The 16583-nt window shown below is 62.0% G+C and carries 14 protein-coding genes; 4 read left to right on the top strand and 10 right to left on the bottom strand.

Features of this window, described 5'->3' with window-relative positions:
- The 8 genes from BM186_RS11000 to BM186_RS10965 form a co-directional block, all read right to left on the bottom strand.
- Positions 1-264: transposase (locus tag BM186_RS11000; protein WP_139227999.1), on the bottom strand; the 264-nt coding region annotated here is incomplete at its 3' end.
- Between the two features lie 105 nt (positions 265-369).
- Positions 370-1917, bottom strand: a complete 1548-nt coding sequence (locus BM186_RS10995; protein ID WP_074915245.1) for a phospholipase D family protein — start codon at positions 1915-1917, stop codon at positions 370-372.
- A gap of 199 nt (positions 1918-2116) precedes the next feature.
- On the bottom strand, positions 2117-2911 hold the full coding sequence (gene fabI, locus BM186_RS10990; RefSeq protein ID WP_003461408.1) for an enoyl-ACP reductase FabI: 795 nt from the start codon (positions 2909-2911) through the stop codon (positions 2117-2119).
- Positions 2912-2939: 28 nt separating this feature from the next.
- Positions 2940-4553 (bottom strand): ABC transporter ATP-binding protein, encoded by a 1614-nt coding sequence (locus BM186_RS10985; RefSeq protein WP_072423832.1) that lies wholly within the window; start codon positions 4551-4553, stop codon positions 2940-2942.
- Position 4554: 1 nt separating this feature from the next.
- Complete coding sequence (locus BM186_RS10980; RefSeq protein ID WP_072423833.1) at positions 4555-5574, bottom strand: ABC transporter permease; 1020 nt, start codon at positions 5572-5574, stop codon at positions 4555-4557.
- Positions 5575-5576: 2 nt separating this feature from the next.
- Entirely contained in the window at positions 5577-6662 is a 1086-nt protein-coding gene (locus tag BM186_RS10975; RefSeq protein ID WP_003461414.1) for a microcin C ABC transporter permease YejB, read from the bottom strand.
- Between the two features lies 1 nt (position 6663).
- Positions 6664-8523, bottom strand: a complete 1860-nt coding sequence (locus BM186_RS10970; protein WP_074915243.1) for an extracellular solute-binding protein — start codon at positions 8521-8523, stop codon at positions 6664-6666.
- Complete coding sequence (locus BM186_RS10965; protein ID WP_074915241.1) at positions 8520-10349, bottom strand: extracellular solute-binding protein; 1830 nt, start codon at positions 10347-10349, stop codon at positions 8520-8522. Before BM186_RS10965 ends, BM186_RS10970 begins: the two co-directional genes overlap by 4 nt.
- Positions 10350-10457: 108 nt before the next feature.
- Between BM186_RS10965 and BM186_RS10960 the strand changes: the two genes are divergently transcribed.
- Positions 10458-11939, top strand: coding sequence for an HDOD domain-containing protein (locus BM186_RS10960; RefSeq protein ID WP_074915239.1), 1482 nt, complete (start codon positions 10458-10460; stop codon positions 11937-11939).
- Here BM186_RS10960 and BM186_RS10955 read toward each other — a convergent pair whose 3' ends face one another.
- Together BM186_RS10955 and gloB are read right to left on the bottom strand one after the other, a co-directional pair.
- Positions 11940-13514: a lytic transglycosylase domain-containing protein gene (locus BM186_RS10955; protein ID WP_074915237.1), complete on the bottom strand. Its 1575-nt coding sequence runs from the start codon at positions 13512-13514 to the stop codon at positions 11940-11942.
- Positions 13515-13635: 121 nt separating this feature from the next.
- Positions 13636-14409 (bottom strand): hydroxyacylglutathione hydrolase, encoded by a 774-nt coding sequence (gene gloB / locus BM186_RS10950; protein WP_074915236.1) that lies wholly within the window; start codon positions 14407-14409, stop codon positions 13636-13638.
- A gap of 72 nt (positions 14410-14481) precedes the next feature.
- On the opposite strand from gloB, the gene BM186_RS10945 reads away from it, so the two are divergent.
- The 3 genes from BM186_RS10945 to dnaQ all read left to right on the top strand — a co-directional run bounded on the left by BM186_RS10945 (position 14482) and on the right by dnaQ (position 16567).
- Positions 14482-15240: a class I SAM-dependent methyltransferase gene (locus tag BM186_RS10945; protein ID WP_074915234.1), complete on the top strand. Its 759-nt coding sequence runs from the start codon at positions 14482-14484 to the stop codon at positions 15238-15240.
- 41 nt (positions 15241-15281) lie between these two features.
- A complete protein-coding gene (gene rnhA / locus BM186_RS10940) occupies positions 15282-15734 on the top strand; it encodes a ribonuclease HI (protein WP_021488942.1) in 453 nt (150 codons plus the stop codon).
- A 74-nt stretch (positions 15735-15808) separates the two neighbouring features.
- Positions 15809-16567 (top strand): DNA polymerase III subunit epsilon, encoded by a 759-nt coding sequence (dnaQ, locus tag BM186_RS10935; RefSeq protein WP_021488943.1) that lies wholly within the window; start codon positions 15809-15811, stop codon positions 16565-16567.
- Positions 16568-16583 lie beyond the last annotated feature (16 nt).

Genomic DNA, 16583 nt, shown 5'->3' with positions numbered 1-16583 from the left:
GCGTTGGCACTCGGCTTCCAGGCGCCGGGAGGAGCGGATGCGCTGGAAGTAACCGTACAGATAAAGCTTGAGTAGATCCGCTGGATCATAGCCAGGACGTCCAGTCTTGAGTGGTTCGGCCTTGCTGAAACCCAGAGCCTGCAAATCCAGGCGGGCGACATAGGCCTCGATCACCCGTACCAGGTGATCCTCCGGCACCAGCTCCTCCAATGTGGGAGGAAACAGGCTGCTTTGCTGACGACCTTCGCCCTGGATGTAGCCCATAAACGACAATGCCCCCATCGAATGATGGAGGCATTGTCTTCAGCTTGCTCTCCGACTGCTAGGTTTTCACACAGTCTGCTAGTGCGGGGCTTTCTCGTTTCTGGGTTACAACAACCATTCGATGGGCAGCCATGAGAGCAGATGAATACCCAGGCGTTTGAGCAGGCCTGTACCGGGCTCGCTATCGAATCGCCGTTGCTCGCCATCCACGCGCTGCAGCCAGTAGATTCGGTCGTGTTCGTCCAGTCGCAGCTCGTAGGCATTGGCCGGGATATCGCTTTCGAATGCCTGGCCGATGGCTGCTGCCAGTTTCGGGCTTTCGATAAGAAAACCCATCTCCGTATTGAGGCTGGCAGAGCGTGGATCGAAGTTGAATGAGCCGATGAATACTCGCTGGCCATCGAGGGCGAAGGTCTTGGCGTGCAGGCTCGAGCCGGAGCTGCCGAATGGGCCGGCTTTCTCCTGGTGGCCTTCGTCGTCCGCGCCCAGACGCATCTCATAGAGTTTGACGCCGCCTTCGAGCAGGGCGCGCCGGCGTTTGGCGTAGCCGGCGTGTACCGGCGTCACGTCCGTTGCCTCCAACGCATTGGTCAGGATGCGCACTTCAATGCCGCGTTTTACCAGGCCGGTAAAGATGTCGACGCCGGTTTGCGTGGGCACGAAGTAGGGGGATACAAGGTCGACGCGTGACTTTGGAATATCGAGCATTTCGCCCAGATGATTGATCAGCAGCTCGCCGTCACTGGCATTGCCAAGGCCCTTGGCGGGGTCATCGCTGACCAGTGTGGTCTCGCTCCATTCAAAGCCAAGATTCTTGTCCAGCAGGCGCTGAATGAACTCGCTTTCCTGCAGGGTCTTCACGTAGCCGCTGGCTGCAGGCGAGCTGGAAAGGTCTGCCGCGATATCGTGCAGGGGCTGTGGAGCGCTCCGGCTGCGAGGCACGATCAGCTCCAGTGGGTAGCTGGAGTCGCTGGCCCAGTAGCGATCGAAGTCGGCGGAGGTGTCGGCCACGACAGGGCCGATTGCCAGCACATCGAGGTCGGCGAAGAGCATCCCCTCACTGGCGTCGAAGTATTCGTCGCCAATATTGCGTCCACCGATGATGGTGGCCTGGTTGTCCACGGTGAAGGACTTGTTGTGCATGCGCCGGTTGGCGCGTGGAAAATGGGTCAGATAACCCAGCGCCTTGGCCTTTCGCAAGGAGAAGGGATTGAACAGGCGCACTTCGATGTTGGGGTGGCGATCGAGCGTGCTCAGGGTCTGATCGAGGCCGGCGATGCCATTGTCGTCCAGCAGCAGGCGAACGCGAACACCTCGTTCGGCCGCTCTGAGCAGCGCATCGAGCAGCAGGGTGCCGGTAATGTCGTTGCGCCAGATGTAGTACTGAACATCGAGACTGCGCTCGGCCGCTTCGACCAGGAACATGCGCGCGGCAAAGGCATCGCGGGCAGCCGCCAGCGTAAGAATGCCGGACAGGCCGGGGTGGGCGTCGCGTTCGCTGCCCAGTGCTTGCCCCAGCGTGGTATTGGCCGTTTCGGCCTGGGGGAAGGCCTGGCTCTCGGTACGGCCATCCAGCGGTGGCAAGGCGCAGCCGACCACAAGGCTGCATAGTGCGCAGATCAGGCAAGCACGCCATTTGTTTGTCGGGATCATTGACCCATCTCGGTTCCAGGCTTCCAGCTAGGACAACGCCAACGTTGAAGCGTGCCGAGTAGTGGTGGCGTTTCGGTTCGGGTAGCTGAATGCTGACAAAAGCCAGAAACTACAACGCCGCACTTGCTGAGCAATGTGCGGCGTTGTGGGTTCAGGCACGGCTGGGCCGTGCATCGCTTTACGATGTCCGGCGACCTTCTCAGTCTTCCATGGCGCCCATGGCGGTGGTGTTGAAGCCGCCGTCGACGTACATGATCTCGCCGCTGATGCCCGAGGCCAGGTCGGAGCAGAGGAAGGCGCCGGCATTGCCGACTTCCTCGATGGTGACGTTACGGCGTAGCGGAGTCTGCTTCTCGTTGGCAGCCAGCATCTTGCGGAAGCTGGCGATGCCGCTGGCGGCCAGGGTGCGGATCGGGCCGGCAGAGATGGCGTTGACGCGGGTGCCTTCCGGGCCGAGGCTGCCGGCCAGGTAGCGTACACCGGCTTCCAGGCTGGCCTTGGCCATACCCATGACGTTGTAGTTGGGCATGGTGCGTTCGGCGCCCAGATAGGAGAGGGTGAGCAGGCTGCCGTTGCGGCCTTTCATCATCTCGCGACCGGCCTTGGCCAGGGCGACGAAACTGTAGGCGCTGATGTCGTGGGCGATCTTGAAGCCTTCACGGGTAGTGACGTCGGTGAAGTCGCCATTGAGCTGGTCGCCCGGGGCGAAGCCGACCGAGTGGACGATGCAGTCCAGGCCGTCCCACTTCTTGCTCAGCGCTTCGAACACGGCGGCGATTTCCTCGTCGCTGGCCACATCGCAAGGGAAGCACAGGTCGGCGCTGGAGCCCCAGCCGGCAGCGAAATCTTCCACGCGGCCCTTGAGCTTCTCGTTCTGGTAGGTGAAGGCCAGCTCGGCACCTTCGCGGTGCATGGCGGCGGCGATACCCGAGGCGATGGACAGTTTGCTGGCAACGCCAACGATGAGTACGCGCTTACCGGTTAGAAAACCCATTGTGCTATTCCTCTTCCTGTTTCAAGGATCAGTGAGCTGTTGCCGGGGCCAGAAAAGCGGCTTCCAGCAACTGCTGCGTATAAGGGTGTTGCGGTGCACTGAAGATCGACTCGGCAGACCCCTGTTCGACCACCTGGCCCTGCTTGACCACCATCAACTGGTGGCTCAGCGCTCTGACTACCGCCAGGTCATGGCTGATAAACAGATAGGTCAGGTTGTACTTGGCCTGCAAGCCGCGCAACAACTCCACCACCTGACGCTGCACCGTACGGTCGAGCGCCGAAGTGGGCTCGTCCAGCAGGATCAGCGCCGGTTTCAACACCAGTGCCCGGGCAATGGCAATCCGCTGCCGTTGCCCGCCAGAAAACTCGTGGGGGTAGCGATGCCGCGTCTGCGGATCCAGTCCTACCTCCAAAAGCGCGTCGATGATGGCTTGTTCCTGCTCCGCCTCGTTGCCCATGCCGTGAATGCGCAGACCTTCACCGACGATCTGGCTCACCGACATGCGTGGGCTCAGGCTCCCAAAGGGGTCCTGAAACACCACCTGCATCTGCCGCCGCAGCGGACGTACTTCCTGCTGGCTGAGGCCCTGCAACTGCTGGCCCTGGAAGCGAATATCACCGCGACTGGCGAGCAGCCGCAGAATGGCCATGCCCAGCGTGGACTTGCCGGAACCACTTTCGCCGACGATGCCCAGGGTCTGGCCCTGGGGCAGGCTGAAGTTGATGCCGTCCACCGCTTTGACATGATCCACCGTCCGGCGCAGCAGGCCCTTTTTGATCGGGAACCACACACGCAGGTCGTCCACTTCCAGCAACGGCTGGCCCGCAGGATTGGCCGCAGGGTCGCCGCTGGGCTCGGCGCCGAGCAGTTCCTGGGTGTAGGGATGCTGCGGAGCCTGGAACAATTCTTCACACGACGCCTGTTCGACGATGCGACCGCGCTGCATGACACATACGCGGTGGGCAATTCTGCGAACCAGATTGAGATCATGGCTGATCAGCAGCAGTGACATGCCCAGGCGCGCCTGCAGATCCTTGAGCAATTCGAGGATCTTCAGCTGTACGGTGACGTCCAGGGCGGTGGTCGGCTCGTCGGCGATCAGCAGCTGTGGTTCGTTGGCCAGGGCCATGGCGATCATCACGCGCTGCCGCTGGCCGCCGGAGAGTTCGTGTGGGTAGGCCTTGAGGCGTTTCTTCGGTTCGGGAATGCCGACCAGCTCCAGCAGCTCCAGGGTGCGTGCGCTGGCGGCCTTGCCACGCAGCCCCTTGTGCAGGGCAAGCACTTCGTTGATCTGCTTTTCGATGCAGTGCAGCGGGTTGAGCGAGGTCATCGGCTCCTGAAAGACCATGGCGATGCGGTTGCCGCGAATACCGCGCAGACGGCCTTCGCCGAGCTTGAGCAGGTCTTCGCCGGCGTATTCGATGCTGCCATGCGGATGACGTGCCAGCGGGTAGGGCAGCAGGCGCAGGATCGAGTGCGCGGTGACCGACTTGCCAGAGCCACTCTCGCCAACCAGGGCCAGGGTCTCGCCTTTGTGAATATCGAAGCTGACGCCTTCGACCACGCGCTGGCAGTTTTCGCCCGTGACGAATTCGACGGCCAGGTCGCGCACTTGCAACAGGGTTTCGTTCTGGCTCATGTCATTTCCTCGGGTCGAAGGCATCGCGGGCGGCTTCGCCGATGAACACCAGCAGGCTCAGCATGATCGCCAGCACGGCGAAGGCGCTGATGCCCAGCCAGGGGGCCTGCAGGTTGCTCTTGCCCTGGGCGACCAGTTCACCGAGCGAAGGGGCACCAGGCGGTAGGCCGAAGCCGAGGAAGTCCAGGGCGGTCAGGGTGCCGATCGCGCCAGTGAGGATGAAGGGCATGAAGGTCATGGTCGAAACCATGGCGTTGGGCAGGATATGGCGGAACATGATGGCGCCGTTCTCCATGCCCAGCGCCCGCGCAGCGCGCACGTATTCCAGGTTGCGCCCGCGCAGGAATTCGGCGCGCACCACGTCGACCAGGCTCATCCAGGAGAACAGCAGCATGATGCCCAGCAGCCACCAGAAGTTAGGCTGCACGAAGCTGGCCAGGATGATCAGCAGGTAGAGCACCGGCAGGCCCGACCAGATTTCCAGGAAGCGTTGGCCAAGCAGGTCGACCCAGCCGCCGTAGAAGCCCTGCAATGCGCCGGCGATCACGCCGATCACCGAGCTGGCCAGGGTCAGGATCAGGGCGAACAGCACCGAGATGCGAAAGCCGTAGATCACCCGCGCCAACACGTCGCGGCCCTGATCGTCGGTGCCCAGCCAGTTCTGCGCCGAGGGCGGCGCGGGAGCTGGTACTTCCAGATCGTAGTTGATGCTCGAATAGCTGAACGGGATCGGCGGCCAGATCATCTTGCCGTCCTTTTCCGCGATCAGGTCCTGAATGTACGGGCTCTTGTAGTTGGCCTGCAGCGGGAATTCGCCGCCGAACACCGTTTCCGGGTAGCGCTTGAGCACCGGGAAGTACCACTGCCCGTCGTAGCGCACGGCCAGCGGCTTGTCGTTGGCGATCAGTTCGGCGCCGAGGCTCAGGCCAAACAGGATGAGAAACAGCCACAGCGACCACCAGCCGCGCTTGTGCGCCTTGAAACGGTCGAAGCGGCGTCGATTGAGAGGGGAGAGTTTCATGCTCAACCCTCCCGACTTTCGAAGTCGATACGCGGATCGACCAGGGTGTAGGTGATGTCACCGATCAATTTCACGATCAGCCCCAGCAAGGTGAAGATGAACAGGGTGCCGAACACCACCGGATAGTCGCGGTTGATCGCTGCTTCGAAGCTCATCAGGCCGAGACCGTCTAGCGAGAAGATCACCTCGATCAGCAGGGAGCCGGTGAAGAAGATGCCGATGAAGGCGGCGGGGAAGCCCGCGATGATCAGCAGCATGGCGTTACGGAATACGTGGCCGTAGAGCACGCGATGGTTGGTCAGGCCCTTGGCGCGTGCGGTCACCACGTACTGTTTGTTGATCTCGTCGAGAAAACTGTTCTTGGTCAGCAGGGTCAGGGTGGCGAAGTTACCGATGACCAGGGCGGTAACCGGCAGCACCAGGTGCCAGAGGTAGTCGAGAATCTTGCCGCCGAGGCTGAGCTGCTCGAAGTTGTTCGAGGTCAGCCCGCGTAGCGGGAACCAGTCCCAGTAGCTGCCGCCGGCGAACAGCACGATCAGCAGGATGGCGAAGAGGAACGCCGGGATGGCGTAGCCGACGATGATCGCCGAACTGGTCCAGACGTCGAAGGCGCTGCCGTGGCGAGTGGCCTTGGCGATCCCCAGCGGGATGGAGACCAGATACATGATCAAGGTGCTCCATAGACCGAGCGAAATCGACACCGGCATCTTCTCGATGATCAGGTCGATGACTTGGGCGTCGCGGAAGAAGCTGGAGCCGAAATCCAGCTGAGCGTAGTTCTTCAGCATGATCCAGAAACGCTCGGGCGCCGACTTGTCGAAGCCGTACATCTTCTCGATCTCGGCGATCAGTTGTGGGTCGAGGCCCTGGGCGCCGCGATAGTTGGAGCCGGCCACCGACACTTCGGCGCCGCCGCCACCGATTCGCCCCGTGGCGCCGCCGGCGGCCGCATCGAAACCCTCCAGCTTGGCGATCATCTGCTCGACCGGGCCGCCGGGCGCGGCCTGGATGATGATGAAGTTGATGACCAGAATGCCGAACAGGGTCGGGATGATCAGCAGCAGGCGGCGAAAGATATAGGCCAGCATGTTATTGCTCCGCCTCTTCGGTCGCTTGTTCTGCGGCTTGCTGCTGAGCTTCGCTCGGCTGCTCCAGGCCTGGGCGCACCCACCAGGTGTGCAGGCCGATATCGTAGAGTGGTGTCACCTTCGGGTGCTCGAAACGGTTCCAGTAGGCGACACGCCAGGTCTTGATGTGCCAGTTGGGGATCACGTAATAGCCCCACAGCAGCACGCGATCGAGGGCGCGGGTATGGGCGATCAGGTTCTGCCGCGAGTCGGCGTTGATCAGACCTTCGACGATCTGGTCGATGGCCGGGTCCTTGAGCCCGATGAAATTGCGGCTACCGGGATTGTCGGCGCTGGAGGAGTGCCAGTATTCGCGTTGCTCATTGCCCGGCGAGTTGGACTGGCCGAAGCCGCTGACGATCATGTCGAAGTCACGCGAGCGCAGACGGTTGATGTACTGCGAAACGTCGACGCGGCGAATCACCAGATCCATGCCAAGGTCAGCCAGATTGCGCTTGAATGGCAGCAGCACGCGCTCGAACTCGGTTTGTGCGAGAAGGAACTCGAAGCTGACCGGCTGACCATTGGCATCGAGCATGCGATCGCCTTCGATACGCCAGCCTGCCTGTTGCAGCAGCTGGTAGGCGCGGCGCTGTTGCTCGCGAATGATGCCGCTGCCATCGGTGACCGGTACGCGGAATTCCTCGCTGAACACCTCGGCCGGAATCTTGCCGCGCAGCGGTTCGAGAATTTTCAGTTCGTCTTCACCAGGCAGCCCCTGCGAACCCAGTTCGGAATTGTCGAAATAGCTGCGGGTGCGGAAATAGGCGCCGTTGAACAGGCGCTTGTTGGCCCATTCGAAGTCGTACAGCAGGCCCAGCGCCTCACGTACGCGGCGATCCTGGAACTGCGGGCGGCGGGTGTTGAAGATGAAGCCCTGCATGCCGGTGGGGTTGCGGTTCTGGATTTCTTCCTTGATCAGTTGGCCGTTGGCAACCGCCGGGGTGTTGTAGGCCGTGGCCCAGTTCTTCGCGCTGGTTTCCAGCCAGTAGTCGAACTGGCCGGCCTTGAGCGCCTCCAGGGCCACGGTGTTGTCGCGGTAGTAGTCGATCTGGATGCTGTCGAAGTTGTAGAAGCCGCGGCTCACCGGCAGGTCCTTGGCCCACCAGTCGTCGACACGCTCGTAGCGGATGCTGCGGCCGGCCTGGACGCGACCGACCTTGTACGGGCCGCTACCCAGCGGTACCTCGAGATTGCTCTTGGCGAAGTCGCGCTCGGCCCACCAGTGCTTGGGTAGCACCGGCAGCTGGCCGACGATCAGCGGTAGCTCGCGGTTGCCGGCGTGCTTGAACACGAAGCGCACGCTGTGCGGCGATTCCACTTCCACCTGCTCGACATCGGCGTAGTAGCCGCGGTACATCGGTGCGCCTTTTTCCATCAGCGTATCGAAGGTGAACTTGACGTCTTCGGCGGTGATCGGCGTGCCGTCGTGGAAGCGGGCTTCCTTGCGCAGCAGAAAGCGCACCCAGGCGTTGTCAGGTGCCTTCTCGATCTTTTCCGCCACCAATCCGTAGGCGGTGAAGGGTTCGTCCATGCTCTGCACGGCAAGGGTGTCGTAGATCAGGTTGATCTCGTCGGCAGCCACCCCCTTGCTGATGAAGGGGTTGAGGCTGTCGAAACCACCGAAACCCGCTTCGCGAAAGGTACCGCCCTTGGGCGCGTCGGGATTGGTGTATTCGAAGTGCGTGAAGTCGGCGGGGTATTTGGGCGGCTCGTCATAGAGGGTGACGGCGTGTTTGGGGGCGGCGAAGGCAAGGCCGGCCAGGCCGAGCAGAATGAGGCTGCTACCGTGAAGCAGGAAACTGCGCAGCGGGTGGGTCATCGAGCGTTCTCCGTGAGCTTCAGCCACCAGGTGCGCAGGCCCAGCGTGTAGGGCGGCGTGGTGACGAAGGCGAACCGATTGCGGTACGCCAGGCGGTGATAATTGATGTACCAGTTGGGAATGCTGTAGTGCTGCCAGAGCAGGACTCGGTCCAGGGCTCGCGTGGCAGCTACCTGTTCGTCTCGAGTCTGCGCCGAGAGCAGCTTGTCGATCATCTCGTCGACCACCGGATCGTTGACGCCTGCATAGTTCTTGCCGCCCTTGATGTTCACCTGGCTGGAATGGAAGTACAGCGATTGTTCCAGCCCTGGGCTGAGGGTTTGCGGCAGGGTCAGCAGGATCATGTCGTAGTCGAACTGGTCAAGGCGTTGCTTGTACTGGGCGCGATCGACAGTACGCAGGTTGGCGCGTATGCCGATACTGGCGAGGTTGGCAGTATAGGGCTGGAGAATGCGTTCGAGGCTGGGGTTGACCAGCATGATCTCGAACTCGAGGCGTTGACCGCGAGCATTGCGCAGCTCCTGGCCGGAGGGTTTCCAGCCGGCATCGGCCAATAGACCGAGGGCGCGGCGCAAGGTTTCCCGGGGGATGCCGCGGCCGTCGGTTACCGGTTGTGTCGGTGGCTCGGTGAGCAAGCGTGCAGGCAGCCTGTCGCGATGCGGCGAGAGCAACAGCCACTCTGCGCCCTCGGGCTTGCCAGTGGCCGAGAATTCGCTGTTGGGGTAGTAGCTGGCGGCGCGCACGTAGGCGTTGTTGAACAGCGTGCGATTGGTCCACTCGAAATCGAACATCAGCCCCAGCGCTTCGCGCACCCTGCGGTCGCTGAACAGATCACGGCGCGTGTTCATGAACAGCGCCTGGGTCTGGGTCGGAATCTGGTGCGGTATCTCGGCGCGAATCACATCGCCGCGGGTCACGGCCGGAAAGCGATAGCCGTTGCTCCAGTTCTTTGCCTGGTTCTCGATGTAGAAGTCGAATTCGCCGGCCTTGAAGGCCTCGAAGGCAACATGGTTGTCGCGGTAGAACTCCACCTCGACGCGGTCGAAGTTGTACTTGCCGCGATTGACCGGCAGATCCTTGCCCCACCAGTCCTTCACCCGCTCGAACACCAGGCGCCGGCCAGGTACCACCTGGACGATGCGGTAGGGACCGCTGCCCAGCGGCGCCTCGAAGGAGGTGCTCTTGAAGTCACGGTCCTTCCAGTAGTGCTGCGGCAGGACCGGCAGTTCACCCAGGCGCAGGATCAGCAGCGGGTTGCCGGCGCGCTTGAAGACGAAACGGATGCGGTGCCGGCCGAGAATATCGACGCGTTTCACTTCCTGCAGGTTGGTGCGGTACTGCGGGTGGCCGTCATTGCGCAGCAGGCGATAGGAGAAGGCCACGTCGTAGGCCGTGATCGGCTTGCCATCGTGAAAACGCGCTTCCGGGCGCAGGTTGAAGACCACCCAACTGCGGTCCTCGCTGTACTCGACGCTTTTTGCGATCAGGCCATAGCTGGAGGCAGGCTCATCCCCGGACGGATCGTAAGCGCCAGTGCCGACCATCAAGGGTTCGTTCAGCTCATTGGCGCCGTATTGCAGGAAATGTGCGGTCGAGATCGGGCTGCTGCCCTTGAGCGTGTAGGGATTGAGCGTATCGAAAGTACCGGACGCCATGATGCGCAACGTGCCGCCTTTGGGCGCATCGGGGTTGACCCAGTCAAAATGACTGAAGCTGGCAGGATACTTGAGTGTCCCGAACTGGGCGTAGCCGTGGCTCTCGCTGATAGTCGCAGAGGCGGGAAAGCTCAAGGCCAGGCTGAGGAACAGCAGTAGGAGGGGACGCATCGGGCGTGAGATCCGATCCATGGCGGCGTTTGGGCTTCTGGGTCGGTACAGTAACAGCTTGTATGGACAGGAAAAAGAGTGCAGCGGTGGGCGGGCGCTTGCGACGCTATGACATACACTTCAGGGACACACCATGAGGGTACGAATTTGTCGGAACGAAGCCATGGTTTGCAGTCATGGATCGATCGCCTGAACCAAGCCGAACTGCCCGCGCTGGCTGCAGTGGTGCAGGATCTGCAGCGCCTTGCGCAGCAGGATTCTGCTTCAGTGCAGCAGTTGGCTGATGTGTTGCTGCGTGATGCGGCGCTGACCAGCAAGGTGCTACGGGTCGGCAACAGCGTCTACTACAACCCTTCCCAGGAAACCATCAAGACCATCTCGCGGGCCATCGTACTGATCGGCTTCGACAATGTGCGCCTGATCAGTCTTTCGGTGAGCCTGATAGACGGGCTGCTTACCCGTGCACCGCGTGAGCAATTGCAGATGTTACTCGCGCGTTCTTTCCATGCCGCGGTGCAGGCGCGCAACCTGGCTGGCTATGTCATTTCCGGGCACAGCGAAGAAGTGTTCATCGCTGCGCTGCTCCATCATCTGGGCGAGCTGGCGTTCTGGGGCTGCGGTGGGGCGCAGGCTGACGAACTGGCCGATGCCCTTGAGCGTCCCGGTGTCGATGTCGATGAGGCCGTGCGTGAGGTGCTCGGTGCCAGCTTTCGTCAACTTACCCAGGCGTTGCTGAAAAGCTGGAATCTCGGCGAAACCGCCATCCTCGCTCAGGCGGGCGCCAGCCAGCATGATCCGGCCGCCTACGCCGTACAGTTGGGCGTGCGCATCAGCGAGGCGGCGCTGGATGGCTGGGACTGTGCAGAAATGGAGGGCGTGCTGGGCAAGGTGGCAGCGTTTATCGAGCTGACGCCGGAGGAAACCCTGCAGCAGGTGCTGGCCAGTGCTGATGAGGCGGTCAAGGTCGCCTCGACCTTCGGCGCCAGCAAGTTGTGCCGACTGATTCCCAATACCGATCCCGAGCAGATTCGCCAGCAGCAGGAGGAGCGTCGTGCGCGTTTGCTGCAGCCGGATCTGTTGGTTATGCAGCAGGCATTGCAGGATCTCGGCCTGATGGTCAATGCCAGGGCCGATGTCGGGCTGGTGCTCGACACCTTGCTAAAAGGCCTGCATCGGGGCGCTGGCCTGGAGCGGGTGATGCTCACGGTGCTGGCCGATGGGCAAAGCCGCTTCCGCGCCAAACGGGTGATCGGTGAAAAGTCTCAGCAATGGCTGGAAGACTTCGTGCTGCCAGCCGAGCAGGTGGAGCAGCCGCACATCTTCAGTTATGCGCTGCGCCATCGCGAGGCGATCTGGATGGGCGTGCCCGCCAGCTACAACCTGGCCGAGCTGGTGACCCAGCCGATTCGGCGCAGTCTTGGCGCTGGCATGTTCTTCATCGCGCCGATCATCGCGGGTACGCGGGAAATCGGCGTGCTGTATGCCGACAGCAGGCTGTCCGGGCGGGCGCTGCGACATGAGCAGTTCGTGGCGTTTCAGCGTTTCACGCAACTGGCGGGGCGTTGCCTGGAGGCGCTCAGCAAGCGCTGATCACGGCAGATAGAGAGTCAGCATTTCCCCTGGTTGCAGCTTGCTGCTGCGTGGATTCCAGGCCTGCAGGCGCTTGAGGTCAATCTTGAAGCGCTTGGCGATCACATACAGCGAATCGCCATGCTGTACGCGGTAGTAGGTGGCCTTGTCCCTTGAAGTGGCGGTGCTGCGAGCGGTGCTGGCGACGCGCGCGCCGCTGTCGGCGGCTGCCAGCGTGAGCACCTGGCCGACTTTCAACGCATTGCCCTGCAGCTTGTTCCAGCGCTTCAGGTCATGCACCGCGACTTGGTTGGCGCGAGCGATCTGCCACAGGTTGTCGCCGTTCTTCACCTGATAGGTCCGCGCGCTCGCGCTCTGCGCGACGCCGCGCTGCTGATACAGCGGCTCGCTCGGTTGCGCGCCAGGTTTGCCAGGAATGGTCAGCACCTGGCCGATGCTCAGGTTGTTGCTGCTCAGGCGATTGACGTCCTTGAGCATGCTCACCGACAGGTGATGACGGTTGGCGATGGCGTGCAGACTATCGCCGGAGCGCACGGTGTAGCTCTGCCAGTCGACCATTTCCTGCGGTTTCATCAGGGCCAGGTTGGCGCTGAGCATTTCTGCCTTATCGGTTGGCACCAACAGATGTTGCGGACCGTCGAGGGTAATACCGCGCTTGTAGGCGGGGTTGAGCTGCAGCAGCTCCTGTTCATCCAGGTCGGCCAGTTTGGCGACGCGCGACAAATCCATGTGCTGCTTGATTGCAATCTGTTCGAAGTAGGGTTCGTTGGCGATTGGCGAAAGGCTCACGCTGTAGGCTTCCGGCGTCAGGATCACCTGTGACAGCGCCAGTAGCTTGGGGACGTAGTCCTCGGTTTCCTTGGGCAGCGACAGGTTCCAGTAGTCGCTGGGCAGGCCGAGCTTCTCGTTGCGCTCGATGGCGCGGCTGATGCGGCCTTCGCCGGCGTTGTAGGCGGCCAGGGCGAGCAGCCAGTCGCCGTTGAACATTTCATGCAGGCGGCTGAGATAGTTGAGCGCTGCCTCGGTCGATGCAGTGACGTCGCGGCGGCCGTCGTACCAGTTGGTCTGGCGCAGGTTGTAATGGCGGCCAGTCGAGGGGATGAACTGCCAGAGGCCGACCGCGTGTGCCGAGGAGTAGGCCAGTGGATCGTAAGCACTTTCGATCACCGGCAGCAGCGCCAGCTCCATCGGCATGTCGCGTTCGGCCAGACGCTCGACGATGTAGTGGATATAAGGTGCGCTGCGTTCGCTGACGGTATTGACGTGTTTTGGATTGCTGGCGTACCACAGGCGCACGCGTTCGATGCGCGGGTTGATGCCGATTTCATCCTGCAGCTTGAAGCCGTCGCGTACGCGTTCCCAGATATCGGCGTATTCGCGCGGCTTGACCTGGTTGTTGAGCCACTCCGGCTCGCGCTCCAGGCCCACGGCTCGGGAAGTGTCAGCCAAACGGTCCGGAGTGTCGCTGGGCAGGCTCTGACAGCCGGCCAGGATCATGCTGCACATCACCGCGAGCGCTCGGGAGCTTCGCGCCAACGCCTTTATATTCAATGGCTTGCGTGATGATAAAGGCATTGGGTGAGGTGTATGTCCCGGCGAAAAGATCGGGCGATTCTAGGAATCGGGCCGGGGGTGGTCAAGTTTTCACCAGTCTTAATCTGGTCTTTTGCGGGCCTGTCGACCTTTTTCTCAGCGACTAAAACTTGTCCTTCCAGGCACGCAGGCTAGCGAATACGGCGCTTGGCTCGCTCGACTGCCGGTCGTCGCGTCCGTTGGTCGCAGCGACGACCGAAGGCTCGTCAACACGCAGGAAAGGATTGGTGGCCAGTTCCAGTTCGATGTTCGACGGCAGGCTGATGCGACCCTCATCACGCCAGCGGGCCACCTCGGCCAGGCGCGCACTGACGTCCGGGTTGTGCGGCTCGACGGCATGGGCGAAGCGCAGGTTGCTCAGGGTGTATTCGTGAGTGCAGTAGACCTGTGTTGCGCCAGGGAGCGCTGCCAGGCGGCTCAGCGACTGGTGCATCTGTTGCGGCGTACCTTCGAAGAGGCGGCCACAGCCACCCGCGAACAGCGTGTCGCCACAGAACAGCAGATTCTGTTCGGCGTGGTAGTAGGCGATATGGCCGAGGGTATGCCCAGGTACGGCCATGACCTCGAAGCGCAGGCCGAGCAGCTCGATTGCGTCGTTATCCTTGAGGTCGACGTCACGAGCCGGAATCTTTTCCGCCGCCGGGCCGGCGACACGGGCGCCGGTAACCGTCTTCAGTTGCTCGACACCGCCAACATGATCGAAGTGATGGTGAGTGATCAGGATGTCGCTGAGCGTCCAGTCAGGATGGGCCTCGAGCCAGGCCATGACCGGCGCCGCATCACCGGGGTCGACCACGGCGCAGCGTTTGCTGCGGGCCTCCTGTAGCAGCCAGATATAGTTGTCATTGAAGGCGGGCAACGCGTCGATCTGGATCATTGCGGGTCGCTAAGCTGGTGATAAAGGTGCATCTTAGACAGGACATGCAGAACCTGTCATGCGGAGGCAGCGATGACTGATCAGGCATTCGCCCAGGCCGACCCTGAGTGGCTCAAACTCATCGGTGAGGCGCGCGACTGGCTTGCCGGGCCGCTCGGCCAGCTGTTACTGGAGGAGGAGCGGCGCTTGCTGGAAGAAGAGCTGGCGCGCTTTTTCGGTGGTTATCTGGTGAGCTACGGCCCCGGCACCGAAGGTCCGCCCAGGGCAGGGCAGATCCAGCACAACGTGCGCCTTGGCGCGCCGATGCCTGGCGTGCAGATTGTCTGTGAGGAGCAATCCTGGCCTTTGGGTGAGCACGCCGCCGATGTGGTGGTGCTGCAGCACGGCCTGGATTTCAGTCTGTCGCCTCACGGCCTGCTACGTGAGGCGGCTCGCAGCGTCAGGCCTGGCGGGCATCTGTTGATTCTGGGTATTCACCCCTGGAGCGCCTGGGGCGTGCGGCGCCTGTTTGCCCGGGATGGTTTGGCCAAGGCGCGTTGCATCGCCCCGAGCCGCGTCGGCGACTGGCTGAGTTTGCTGGGCTTTGCGTTGGAGAAACGCCGGTTCGGGTGCTATCGTCCGCCGCTCGCTTCGCTGGCCTGGCAAATGCGCCTGCGGCGAATGGAGAGCTGGGGCGATGCCTGGCAGTTGCCGGGCGCCGGTTTCTACCTGTTGGTGGCGCGCAAACTGGTGGTCGGCTTGCGCCCCTTGCGGCAATCGCGCCGCGAGCCGATGGGCAAGCTGCTGCCAATGCCGGTGGCCAAGGTCAGTCGGCGCGATCTCGACAGCTGAATGCGAGGCTGCGGCCAAACAATTCTGTACAGAGTTTATGAATGTCTGAAACCCATGATGTGGTGATTTACACCGACGGTGCCTGCAAGGGCAATCCCGGCCCCGGAGGTTGGGGTGCGCTGCTGGTGTACAAAGGCGTGGAGAAGGAACTTTGGGGCGGCGACCCCAATACCACCAACAATCGCATGGAGCTGATGGCGGCGATTGCCGGCCTGATCGCGCTGACCCGGCCGTGCTCGGTCAAGCTGGTGACCGACTCGCAATACGTGATGAAAGGTATCCAGGAATGGCTGCCGAACTGGAAGAAACGCGGCTGGAAGACCGCTTCGAAAGAGCCGGTGAAAAACGCCGACCTCTGGCAGAAGCTGGATGAGGAAGTGAATCGCCACCAGGTGAGCTGGCAGTGGGTGCGTGGGCATACAGGCCACCCCGGCAACGAGCGTGCCGACCAGTTGGCCAATCGCGGTGTCGACGATGTGCGTGCGGCGCGCTGAGCGGTGATACCGCACCTGAGTTAAGATGCTGCGCTGACTGTGCGGCAACCCGAATTAGATGAGAGAGGCAAGGCGTGACAACCGAGAACACCGTCAAACGCTACGTAGTGCTGGATACCGAAACCACGGGTATGCCGGTCACTGACGGGCATCGCATCATCGAGATCGGTTGTGTCGAATTGCTGGGCCGCCGCCTGACCGGGCGTCATTTCCACGTTTACCTCAACCCCGATCGTGAAATCGACGAAGGCGCCATCGCGGTTCACGGCATTACCAACGAGTACGTCGCCGACAAGCCGCGCTTCAAGGAGGTCGCCGATGAATTCTACGAGTTCATCAAAGGCGCCCAACTGATCATCCACAACGCGGCGTTCGACGTTGGCTTCATCAACAACGAGTTCGCCCTGCTGGGGCAGAGCGAGCGTGCCGACGTCAGCGATTACTGCTCGGTACTCGATACCTTGATGATGGCTCGCGAGCGTCATCCGGGGCAGCGCAACAGCCTGGATGCGTTGTGCAAGCGTTACGGCGTCGACAACTCCAACCGCGAGCTGCATGGCGCCTTGCTCGACTCGGAGATTCTCGCCGACGTCTACCTGGCGATGACTGGTGGGCAGACCAATCTGTCTCTGGCCGGTGAGGACGCCGATGGCGATGGCAGCGGGCGCCAGCAGGCCACGCCGATCCGCCGTCTGGACGCCTCTCGTCCGCGCACTCGCGTCATTCGCGCCAGCGAAGAGGAACTTGCAGCGCATCTGGCGCGCCTAGCCGTGATCGAGAAATCCGCTGGTGGCCCGTCGTTATGGGCGCAGCTGGAAAAAGCGCCGGAATAACCGAACAGCGCAATTG

This window comes from Ectopseudomonas toyotomiensis (assembly GCF_900115695.1).
In the GTDB taxonomy this organism is placed as follows: domain Bacteria; phylum Pseudomonadota; class Gammaproteobacteria; order Pseudomonadales; family Pseudomonadaceae; genus Aquipseudomonas; species Aquipseudomonas toyotomiensis.
Note: the sequence above shows the minus strand (reverse complement) of the source record. Positions and strands in the feature narration are given on the sequence as shown.